Below are 11,894 nucleotides of genomic sequence, written 5' to 3'. Positions count from 1 at the left end.
AACTGAACTTATAGCATTTAAGCGAACCTTTAACCAAACTGGGCTTGATGCAGTCGGCTGTATGAGCCTTTACGCGCGAGTAGTTCTTCATGACTTCCTTGTTCGGCTACGCTGCCGTTCTCCACCACTACGATACGATCGGCGTGTCTGATCGTCGCCAGACGATGGGCGATCACCAATGTCGTACGTCCTTGGGCCAGCTCGGACAACGCCAGTTGAATGGCAGCTTCCGTCTCGGTATCGAGTGCGGAGGTAGCTTCATCCAGAATGAGAATTGGCGGGTTTTTCAGGATCATTCTTGCGATGGACAAACGTTGCTTCTGTCCGCCGGACAACTTCACGCCACGTTCACCGATCATGGTATCAAGTCCATCTGGCTGGGACTGTACCAGCTCTTCCAGTTGGGCCCGGCGAATGGCTTGCCAGATTTCCTCATCGGAAGCATTCAGTTTGCCGTATGCAATATTTTCGCGAATCGTTCCATCAAACAGGAAAATATCCTGCTGCACAATCCCGATATGGGAGCGCAGTGATTCCAGTGTCATGTCCTTCACCGGAATGCCATCGATGGAGATATGTCCCGCATCGACATCATAGAAGCGTGGGATCAGGCTGCATAACGTCGTTTTACCTCCGCCCGAAGGTCCAACCAGAGCAACCGTCTGGCCTGCCTGAATATCCAGATTAACCTGAGACAGCGTAGGTTTGTGTTCTCCATAAGAAAAAGTAACGTTGTGGAAGGCAATATCGCCTTTCACATCCGGAATTGGCTTCGCATGTGGGGTATCTTCTACATCCGGTACAGCTTCAAGCAGCTCCAGGTAACGTCTAAATCCGGCGATGCCTTTGGGATACGTCTCGATGACAGAGTTAATCTTCTCGATCGGTCCCAGGAATACATTGGACAGCATCACAAAAGCGATGAATTCTCCGTATGTCATACTGCCTTGAATGACAAACCAGGTTCCACATACCAGTACAAACAGCGATACAAATTTCATCAGGATAAAACTGAGTGAAGAGTTCCAGGCCATAATGCGGTAGGTGATCAATTTGGTGAGTCTGAAACGTTCGTTGTTCTCAACGAAACGTCCTACTTCATGCTTTTCATTGGCAAAAGCTTGTACCACACGGATGCCGCTCACATTGTTCTCTACCCGTGCATTATAATCGGCGATATCCGCAAACATGCGCTTGAACGCCTTGGACATTTTGCGACTGAAATACAGTGACAGGTAGATCATCAGCGGAACGATGATGAACGTCATCACAGCGAGCTGCCAGTTGATCCCCAGCATAATCCCGAAAGCTCCGGCCAGTGTCATAAAGGCGATAAATAAGTCCTCGGGTCCGTGATGTGCGATCTCACCAATATCCATCAGATCGTTGGTCATGCGGGAGACCAGATGTCCTGTCTTATTGTTATCGAAGAAACGGAAGGACTGCTTCTGTACTCGCTGGAACAGTTCACGCCGCATATCGGATTCGATGTTAATGCCAAGCTTGTGGCCCCAATAGGTCACTGCATAATGGAAAAAGGAACTGAGCAGGTAGATGCCGAGCAACCCGACACACGCTGCTAAGATCATGGACCAATTGCCAGCCGGAAGCAGTTGATCGACCACCCGGTTAACGGCGAGTGGAAAGGCTAACTCCAGCAGCGCGGCGGCGATGGCACAGGAGAAGTCCAATATAAAGAGCCTTTTGTAAGGGCGATAATAAGACATAAAACGGCGAAGCATATGTAAGTCCTCCTCGATATGACACAAATGCCCGAGCAGGCTGATTAGGGCGTGTCTCAAAACTCGCTGAAGTGCATCTTTTACCGCCTTTTCGCCCCCTGCTGCGTCACTTTCCCTTGACGTGCCCCGGCACGCCTGCGGAAAACTTCCTGGCTTGGAACGAAAATTCGGCAAAATCTGCTTCCTTCGGAGTTTTTAGACGCGCCCTAGCCTATCCGGACACCTGTATTCATCCTTGTGTTATTTACGGTTTTGTTCTGCACGTTCTACGATCATATCGGCGAATTCTTCAGCCTGACCTTGAATCGCAATCGGGTCGAAGTACCAGTAACGGTCTTCCAGCAACTCATAGACCTGATTGTTTTTTACAGCCGGCAGGGATTGCCAGATGGAGTCACCTTGGTAATTTTTATTGTTCTCTCCAACGGTTAAGAAGATATGATCCCCTGCATAATCACCAACAACTTCACGCGAAATTTCTTTCCATTGGGTATCACCCATCAGTTCTTTTTTGGTGATTTCGAGTGGGGCAAGTTGCAAAGCACGGTAAACCGCTTGTCCTCCTCGACCAAAATTGTCTCCATATCCATAATAACTCTTGTCGGATACCTCAAGGATGGAGAAGGTTTCCTCCGGTTTAATGACTGTTTTCACCTTAGCGCGAGCGGCTTCAATCCGTTCATCGTACGTTTTCAGCCAAGCTTCGGCTGCTTCGGATTTGTTCATCAGCTCTCCGAATCCCCGGATTTCGTCATGCACATTGGTGAATGTACCATACGGAATGACCACGGTAGGTGCGATTTTTTTATAACTTTCAATCTCTTCGGCTTGATCAGAGTAGGTAATGATCAGATCCGGGTTCAAGGCAACAACCTTCTCCATGGATACTGCCGCCCGATCACCGATACTCTCTATGCCCGCCACCTGATCCGCATAGAACGGGTTTTCCAAATAATATTGAACAGCACCAACAGGTTTCACACCCAGTGCAAGCAGATCACTTACGTACATATCGGTAACGATTCGTTTCGGTTCAGCCGGAATTTCAACATCTCCGCTTAATGACTTGTAGGTCCGTGTAGCATTTGAATTGTCTGAACCGGACGACGTGTCTGTGTTCGTCTCTGAAGAGGCTGTTGTCGTTTCGGTTCCCGCTGCCGATGTCTGTTCAGTGGCGGTTGAGCCTGTTCCGCTGCTACATGCAGCCAGAATCATAATGATGGCGAGCATAAGCAGCAAGCCGGAAAAGCGTTTTTTTGCAGCAAACATATTTTTGTTCCCCCTATGTACAATCAATAATGATTATTATTCTCATTAATAACATAGAGGAAGATGTGATATTTGTACATGGACAACTATGATCACTACTGCATGGACAATTATGATGTGAGGTGAAGCATGATATGCTGCAACTGCTCCATAACGGACAAGGGATCAAATCCATAGAACATGTCGGCATCAATCTCGTATACACGTCCTTCACGAACGGCGGAGAGGGTCCCCCAGGATTCCTGATTCAGCAGGTTATCCAGCATTTCTCGTTCGGCAGGTTCCTCAGGGAAGGCGACAAACATGTGATCTGCGGCATACAAGTGAATCTCGGACAACGGAACATGAACGTACCCCGTGAGTAACTGTCCATCCTGCTCCATACGTGAGGGTGGAGTGAAGCCCAGCGATTGATACAGCACATGAGAAGCTCTGCCCCAGCCATGACCATAGATATAAGCGCCGTCTTCTCCAATCATAAACATGCAAACGGCGGAACCACGAGTTCCTTCCATCTGTTGGTCCAACGTATGATTGGCCTCTTGCTCAAGTTGATGATATCGATCTAACAACTCCTGTGCATTGGACTCAAGCCCAGTAATTCGGCCCAGATGAAGAAGCTGCTCCTGCCAATCGAGTTCCTCAAAGGGCATCAGAATGGTCGGTGCGATCAGACGTAGTTCATCGGAAGCGGGATGCGGTGCATATCCGACAATGACATCGGGCTGAGCGTTTGCAATCAGATCCGTATGTTTAACCAGCTCGTATTCGGAATGTTGCTCAAATTGCTCATGACCATGTTCACCACGTTTTTCTTCCATCCAGCTGGCGACGGCACCCATGTGGGGAGTGTGGCCCAATGCCAGAAGTGAGGCTGTATAATTGTAAGTCAAAGATACAATCTTTTTGGGCATTTTCCGGTAGTGTGTTGGTGCCGATCCAACCATCTGTTTGAATTTGCGGCTCAGATAGAAAGTGTCCCTGTAGCCTGTCAGTTGTGCAATCTCCTGTAGTGTAGGGTTCGCGAACAACAGATGTTCTTGAGCCATTCTGATTCTGAGACGAGTTACATATTCAACAAACGTAAGACCAGTATGTTTCTTGAACTCCCGTGAAAAATGCTCAGGGCTCACATTTGCATCCCGTGCCAATTGTTCGCGGCTTAACGGATGGGTATACATCTGATGGATATGTCTGAGCACGGCATCGAGCCAGGAGTGATCTTCATGAGCAGAGTGAGCCACATGATCCCGCAAAATATCCAGTAACTCATAGAAAAGCATATGTGGCCTGAATGGGCTGGAATCATGGCCCTTCGAACTTGCTTGAACCAGCTCTAGTGCCCTATCAGTGAGAGTACGACTCGCAATGGGAGCTGGTATCCCGAACGGCCAGAATAGCTGTTCATTTTCAGTGAAATCAAAAGCAATAGCAATGCCCTGTATTGGCGACAGAGTGCCGCGCTTGTTCTCGTGCTGAAGCAGGCTTCCAGCTTGCCGAACGACTGCACAGCCTGCATTTAATGTCAGTTTACCCTCTTCACTAATCAGCCTGGCCTGGCCAGCAGTAATGACGTATAGTACGTGAAGTGTGCTCCACATCTCATCTATGCGGGAGAATGCCTCGCGGTCGTGAAGCTGCACCAGATGGCACAGCTTGAAAAGGGCAACAGGTACGGACTGAATCTTCTGCAAGGAAATGGGACGGGACAGCGATTTTTTATGGTAAATGGGCTTGGAAATATTCATTAGATAACTGTCTCCTTACATAAGTCAGCAGAGGCATTATTCGTCTCATGCCCCTGGTGTACTGGCGTAATTCTCGGATCTCGACTATTATGCAGTATATACTATAAACGAAGTGACGTGGATGGACAGATTGAACAAATCAACTTTTTCTATGAAAAATAGATAAAGTGGTTGAAATCGCTATCAACACCGACTATAATGAAAATGTCGAAACGTTTCAATCTGACGTTTACTGCCAGTTTCATTGTGTTAGGCACAAACTGTTCAGGGGGCGTCAGATTGAAATACGCGTCATAACCATCATTAATGGTACGGATTGGAATGAGGTACTTCAACAGTGGTACCGGAAGGATCGAAACAAGGATTTTTTTTGAGAATACCTCGAAACGTTTCGATTGACATCCATAGCTATGATATGTACAAAGATTAATAAACGATAATGAAGGATTTAGTGGTTGTTCTAACCATGTATCGTATAGAATGTAGATAACCTTGAATTTGTTTTAGTTTAGAAGGAGCGAACGTGGAATGGCAACGATTAAGGATGTGGCAAAGCTGGCAGGTGTAGCACTCTCGACTGCTTCCTATGCGCTGAGCGGGGATAGCAAGGTTAGTGCCAAGACCAAGGCTAAAGTGCTTGAGGCAGCACGAGAACTGAATTACCGCAAGAACGGCTTTGCCATGGACCTGAAACGGAGCCGGACGAACACGATCGCTTTGATCCTGACCGATCTGTCGGGCCCGTATTACTCGGAGTTGATCCGTAGTGTACAAGATGTAGCCCTCGCGAACGGGTATGACCTAATTGCTTGCAGCTCCATGGGTGGACGGGATTCAACGGCAGTGCGATTCTTGCGTGAAAAAAGAGTAGATGGAGCCATCATCCTGGCGCATAACATTCATGATGATATTCTGGTAGAATCTGCCGGTCATCGTTTTCCGATCATTGTGATGGATCGTCAGCTGTCGAGTGACCATTTGGTCAACGTGCTGGTGGATGGAGAGCAGGGCGGTTACCTTGCAACCCGCCACCTGATTCAGGCAGGACATCAGAAGATCGCTTATATCAGTGGCCCATCCAACTCGTATGACAACGCGCTCCGTTACCAAGGGTATCTGCGAGCGATGCGGGAAGCGGGACTTGAAGAAAAGTCCAAATGGCGTCTGAACGGTAACTTTGTGCGTGAGGGCGGATACAGTGCAACCAAAATGATGATCATGCAGGGCGAGCTTCCCTCAGCGGTATTTTACGGTAACGATGAGATGGCGATTGGCGGCCTGAAAGCATTGGAAGAGCGTGGTATATCGGTGCCGAATGATATTTCCGTGATCGGTTTTGACGATATTCAGTTGTCCGAATATGTGCATCCACCGCTGACAACGATACGCCAGCCGAAGCATGAAGCCGGGTCGCTCGCCGGACATCTGTTATTCCAGATGCTCAATGGCGAAGCGGTTGACCCTTCATATACGTTAACGATTAATATGATCGAGCGCAGCTCTGTACGTTCGCTTTAGACCGAGTCTGAACAACAAAGAACTGCCTGCATGCTGGAAGTGAAAGTTTAATGATGGGGTTATCGTCCGGACGGGCTGTAAAAAGCCGGTTTGAAGAGGCCCCTATTCTTTTTCAAAATTATCGAAACGTTTCGATTTTAACTAATTCAAGGAGTGAACCTTATGACAACGATGATTAATGAACCTATCCGCTTAAGTGCCGGAGAGTTATCTTTTACCTTTTTGAACAGTGGCGACCTATACCAGGCTACATCCGGTACAACCATGCTGAACCAGTTGCTCAGCAACCAGATTGATGGATCTCTGAACAACCTGTACCTGCGTGTACATGAGGGGGAGAATATCAGCTCGTTCCCGTTGCTCGGTGTACGTTCGAACAGCAAGGTGATTACAAGCAAAGCACAGTCCAGCAACCAGTTGATCTGGGAGGGCACAGTCCAGCTGGAAGGTAGCGAACAAGGCATTGGCTATCAGGTCGTATTTACGGCTACACCGCAAGGTGTATGGTTCTGGGATGTGAAGCTCACAGGACAACAACATAACGTAGACGTGGTGTACGGACAGGATGTAGGTCTTGCTGATCCAGGTGCGGTACGCAGCAATGAAGCTTATCTTTCACAATACATTGACCATACGGTGTTTGAAGATGAAGCGAAAGGTTATGTCGTTTGTTCCCGTCAAAACCAGCCTCAGGGCGGTGCATTTCCTTATATGCAACAAGGTTCCCTGACGAAAGCAGTCGGTTACTCCACAGATGGATTCCAATTCTTCGGTCTGTCGTACAAGGAAACGAATCAACCAGAGAGCTTGAATCGCCCAACGCTGGCGAATGAGACGTATCAGTATGAATTTGCTTACACTGCATTGCAATCTGAACTGCTGAATCTGAACGGAGAAGCTCAGGTGGTCTTTTATGGACTGGCGAAGCCTAATCATGCCGAAGGAATCTCTGCACTGGAATTCGGAGATGAAGTTACCGCAGCATGGAATGAAGTACAGGCTCTGGCTGTGGAAAATGGTGACACGTTGGAACAGGTAAAACTATCCTCCTTCTTGGGTGAACCGCTGGTTACGCTTGATCTGACGCAAGATGAGATTCATGATCTGTTCCCTGATCGTCATCAGGAAGAGCATAGCGGTGAGGAACTGTTATCCTTCTTCACAGGCAGCTATGAACATATCGTTCTGAAAGCAAAAGAATTGCTCGTAGAGCGTCCGCACGGTCACATTCTGATGAGTGGTGGCAACGTGCAACTTGGAGCACAGGTTATTACGACAACATCGTATATGTACGGTATTTTCAACTCACAACTCGTTATTGGTAACACCAATTTTAATAAAATGATCAGTAATGCCCGCAATGCATTAAACGTGCCGAAAACGGCGGGACAACGCATTTATGTGGAAATGGACGGACAATATCGTCTGCTGACGATGCCTTCCCTGTTCGAAATTGGCTTTAACTATGTACGTTGGATCTACAAAACGGCATCCGATACGATCATCGTGACCAATTACACAGGCGCACATACTACGGAAGTAAGCATGAACGTACGCTCCACAAGTGGCGCGGCATACCGTTACCTGGTAACAAACCAGATTACGATGAATGTGAATGAATACGAGTATCCACTGCATATGACGCAGGACGGCGATACATTGATCTTCAAGGCTGATCCACAAGCGATTAGTGCTGGAACGTATCCGGATCTGCAATACCGTATGTCGGTGGATGGCGCGACTGTAAATGTAGGTGACGAAACGTTGCTGGCAAGTGGTATCCGCAGTGGTTCCGCATCACTGGTTACCCTTAGTCTGGAAGCGAGTGCTGAATGGACGCTGAAGGTACAGGGGGTATTGGAAGGTCAAGCGGATAGCGGAGTGGTAGCAGGTTCAAGCCTTACTTTTGAAGAGGAAGTACAGGCATACCGCGAGTTCTTCGCAGGTGTGATGAACGGGTTCCGTTTGTCCCGTGGAGAAGGTCAGAGTGCAGAGGATCTGTTCAAAGTAAACGCGCTGGCTTGGTGGTACACCCACAACATGCTGGTTCACTACTCCGTGCCTCATGGTTTGGAGCAGTACGGCGGCGCGGCTTGGGGTACACGGGATGTATGCCAAGGTCCGGTGGAGTACTTTATGGCAACGCAAAAATATGAGCAAGTTCGCGATATCATCAAAATGGTTTATACACACCAATATGAAGATGATGGCAACTGGCCGCAATGGTTCATGTTTGATAAATACTTTGCGATTCAACAGGAAGAGAGTCATGGCGACATCATCGTATGGCCGTTGAAAGTGCTGGCGGATTACCTGACAGCGACTCGCGACTATGCAATCCTGGACGAGAAAGTACCTTATACCGTTAAACATAGCTTCGGGTTCACGGAAGAGACGGCAACGGTACTGGATCACGCGAAAAAAGAGATTGAATATATTCGTTCGCACTTCCTGCATGATACGTTCCTGTCTTCCTACGGAGATGGCGACTGGGATGATACGCTCCAACCAGCCAATGCACAGCTGAAGCAATACATGGTGAGCAGTTGGACGGTGGCATTGACGTATCAGTCCGTGAATGTGCTCTCGCAAGCGCTGAAATTCAAGGATGCGGACTTTGCACAGGAGCTTGATGTGCTGGCTCAAGGCATTCGTGAGGACTTTAACCGTTACATGCTGGGCACAGATGTGATTCCAGGCTTTGTATACATGGAAGAAGCGGACCAAGCGAAGCTGATGCTTCATCCAACGGATACAGAGACAGGCATTCAATATCGCCTGTTGCCAATGACGCGCAGCATGATTGGTGAGTTGCTGAATGCGGAGCAAGCAGAGTCTCATTACGCATTGATCCGTGAACAGTTCCTGTGCCCGGATGGCGTGCGTCTGATGAATCGTCCGGCTCAGTATGCTGGCGGAGTAAGCACACACTTCAAACGTGCAGAGCAAGCATCCAACTTCGGTCGGGAAATTGGGTTGCAATATGTACACGCTCATATCCGTTACGTAGAAGCGATGGCGAAGCTAGGTAAGACAGATCAGGTGTGGAATGGTCTCGCGATGATCAACCCGGTTGGTATCGGCGAGGTTGTACCTAACGCAGAGATTCGCCAAGCGAACTCATACTTCAGTAGTTCGGACGGCAAGTTTAATACACGTTACGAGGCACAGGAGCATTTTGACCAGCTTCGTAAAGGTACTGTACAGGTGAAAGGCGGATGGAGAATCTACTCCAGCGGCCCTGGAATCTACATGAACCAGCTGATCTCCAATGCACTTGGCATTCGTCAAGAGGGCGGCGATCTGGTCATTGACCCGGTATTGCCAGCTGAGCTGAACGGCATGCAATTCGAATTTGAATATGCAGGTGAGCCGGTGACGTTTATCTATCACTTGAACGAAGGTGCTGTGAGCCGTGTAGCGGTGAATGGCAAGGACATTCCTACCGAGCGTACAGCGAACCGTTACCGTCAGGGCGGTGTAAGCATCTCGCTTGATGAGTTCAGACAAGCACGGAGTGCAACTGAGCGTACGGTTGTTGATATCTATATGTAATCTCATAGCATGATGTACACCAAGGTCATCCTTCTTTATTCAAAGGCGGGATGGCCTTTTTGCCATACGCTCTTACGATTGCTTACCGCAGTGGAACTGCCAGCAACGTATGTAACAGCTCATTATGCCGCACATGCTTTGTTACGTAGCCCTGTTGTTCCAACCAGCCGCATAGCTCACTGAGTAGAGGGAAGTGACGTTCGCGCAAGGCGCGCAGCTGTTCCTCGTGTCCTGTGGTTTCTGCCTGTCGAATATAGGAATCACGGTGAGTCGCATCAACAAACATCAGATCGGTTAGACCGATACGTCCGCGCGAGGTTAATACCCGCTGCATCTCCTGTAAGGCCAGTAGTTGCTGGTCTGGACTCAGATGATGGAAAGCAAAGCTGGATACAACAAAATCGAAGGAATGATCGGCAAAAGGCAGCGCCAGAAAATTCCCAAGTTTTACATGCATCTCGGGATATTTGATACGACATCTGCGCAGCATCTCCCGGGATTGGTCGATTGCAGTCATGTCTGCGCCGTGCTGTAGCAGTTTCCCAGCCAGATTACCTGTGCCTGTACCAATATCGAGTCCTTTCTCACCAAGGGCGGGAGAGATCCATTGAGCCGTCTGTTCGAGCGCTTCCTCATAGTTGTGATACAGATAAAAGGAAGACTGTACCGTATCATTGGAATCGCTTGGCGCGGAATGATCTGCATCCTGGTGTGGATGTGAAACTTCATTCTCATCTCTTATAGGCGAGGGGGTGGCTGAATGATGCCTGCCCTCTATGCTGGGGTGTTCAGTACTGACTCTGCCTTCTGCCTGCACTCGTTGATCATGGATGGCTGCCTGCGTGTCATAATTCCACCGATCATGCCAGTTCTGCCGGGCTTCGCGCAGGCGACGGGCACTGTCCGCGAGATCGTGTAGATGGCTGACATCCAGCGGACCGTCCTGACGATTCAGGTCAATCATGCGCTGGGTTGTATCCATCATACGTTTCAACTCAATCCACTGGGCATACATGACGGCCTGTTGCAGCTCCAGATATTCTTCCAGCCGTTGCTGATTCCCTTGATCAATCTCTCCGAGCGCGTGTGTTATATCCTGTAGGGACATGCCAATCTCACGCAGCGCAGCAATGGTCTGAAGCCGCCAGATATCATTCTCGGTATAGGTACGATACCCGTTACTGGACTGTTTGGCGGGGAGAATTAATCCTTTTTCTTCATAAAAACGAATGGCTCTTGCCGATATACCAAGCCTGCTTGCTGCCTCTTTGATATTCATCATGCATCCCCTCCTTATCGGACCAGTATAAACCATGACGTTACGGCAAGGTTAAGTGTTTTTCTCATTTTGCTAAAAGGTTCAAGACCGAGCGGAATTTTAGTCAAAGCTGAGGCTATGCTACAATATATAGAACGAACATATGTAAACAATGAAGCAAACGAACAACGTATTTCTAAAGTTTCATAAATTTCTTAACTTTCTTAAATCTCCCGACGTTGTAACGTACAGCGTTGTCGACTATAGCACGAAAGGTTGAATTATTATGCTTACCAGCCATACATTTACGATTCGTCCATCGGAGATTAAAGATGCAGCCCAGCTAATGGGGTTGGATGCCCTGGTATGGGACAAATACACCTCTCCTGCACCGATGCATTGGCGCTCCAGACAGCAATATCTGCAGCATTGCCCGCCAGGCAGTCAATTGATTGCGGTGCAGGGAGAGCGGGTATGTGGTTATGTGGGCTTTCAGCCAGCCACAGGTATGCCGGTCAATCGTCATGTCTACGAGATTCATATTGCAGTTCACCCTCATGATCGGCGTTGTGGCATTGCTACAGCTTTGATGGATGCCATCAAGCAGCATGCAGCCCAACAAGGCGTTCGCAAGCTCAGGCTGCGCGTACTTTCCAGCAATCCGGGAGCGATTACGTTTTATACACAGTGTGGATTTGTGACGGAAGGCAGGTTGGTGTCTGAGTTTTATATCGGCGGCAAGTATGTGGACGATATTCTTATGGGTTATTTTATCCAGACCAAATAGAAACTAGCTGAGGAGGA

7 protein-coding genes are annotated in these 11,894 nt (G+C 48.5%); 3 read left to right on the top strand and 4 right to left on the bottom strand.

Annotated features, from left to right (window positions below; translation table 11 throughout):
• Positions 1 to 29: 29 nt before the first annotated feature.
• From NZ043_RS06850 to NZ043_RS06840, 3 genes are all read right to left on the bottom strand, one after another.
• The gene (locus NZ043_RS06850) at positions 30 to 1,742 is read right to left on the bottom strand and encodes an ABC transporter ATP-binding protein (protein WP_339311138.1); all 1,713 of its coding nucleotides are present in this window, start codon (positions 1,740 to 1,742) and stop codon (positions 30 to 32) included.
• A gap of 240 nt (positions 1,743 to 1,982) precedes the next feature.
• Entirely contained in the window at positions 1,983 to 3,011 is a 1,029-nt protein-coding gene (locus tag NZ043_RS06845) for an ABC transporter substrate-binding protein (protein ID WP_339311136.1), read from the bottom strand.
• 110 nt (positions 3,012 to 3,121) lie between these two features.
• Positions 3,122 to 4,759, bottom strand: a complete 1,638-nt coding sequence (locus NZ043_RS06840) for an AraC family transcriptional regulator (RefSeq protein ID WP_339311135.1) — start codon at positions 4,757 to 4,759, stop codon at positions 3,122 to 3,124.
• A gap of 528 nt (positions 4,760 to 5,287) precedes the next feature.
• On the opposite strand from NZ043_RS06840, the gene NZ043_RS06835 reads away from it, so the two are divergent.
• The gene (locus tag NZ043_RS06835; protein ID WP_339311133.1) at positions 5,288 to 6,277 is read left to right on the top strand and encodes a LacI family DNA-binding transcriptional regulator; all 990 of its coding nucleotides are present in this window, start codon (positions 5,288 to 5,290) and stop codon (positions 6,275 to 6,277) included.
• Between the two features lie 162 nt (positions 6,278 to 6,439).
• Positions 6,440 to 9,832: a cellobiose phosphorylase gene (locus NZ043_RS06830; RefSeq protein WP_339311132.1), complete on the top strand. Its 3,393-nt coding sequence runs from the start codon at positions 6,440 to 6,442 to the stop codon at positions 9,830 to 9,832.
• Between the two features lie 82 nt (positions 9,833 to 9,914).
• On the opposite strand, the gene NZ043_RS06825 is transcribed toward NZ043_RS06830, so the two are convergent.
• Positions 9,915 to 11,114: a methyltransferase domain-containing protein gene (locus NZ043_RS06825; protein WP_339311130.1), complete on the bottom strand. Its 1,200-nt coding sequence runs from the start codon at positions 11,112 to 11,114 to the stop codon at positions 9,915 to 9,917.
• A 262-nt stretch (positions 11,115 to 11,376) separates the two neighbouring features.
• On the opposite strand from NZ043_RS06825, the gene NZ043_RS06820 reads away from it, so the two are divergent.
• Positions 11,377 to 11,877 carry a GNAT family N-acetyltransferase gene (locus NZ043_RS06820; RefSeq protein ID WP_249912701.1) on the top strand — a complete coding sequence of 167 codons (501 nt, stop codon included), beginning with the start codon at positions 11,377 to 11,379 and terminating at the stop codon, positions 11,875 to 11,877.
• Positions 11,878 to 11,894: the final 17 nt, after the last annotated feature.

Source organism: Paenibacillus sp. FSL k6-2145 (assembly GCF_037976585.1).
In the GTDB taxonomy this organism is placed as follows: Bacteria; Bacillota; Bacilli; order Paenibacillales; family Paenibacillaceae; genus Paenibacillus.
This window is presented reverse-complemented; position numbering and strand designations above follow the sequence as displayed.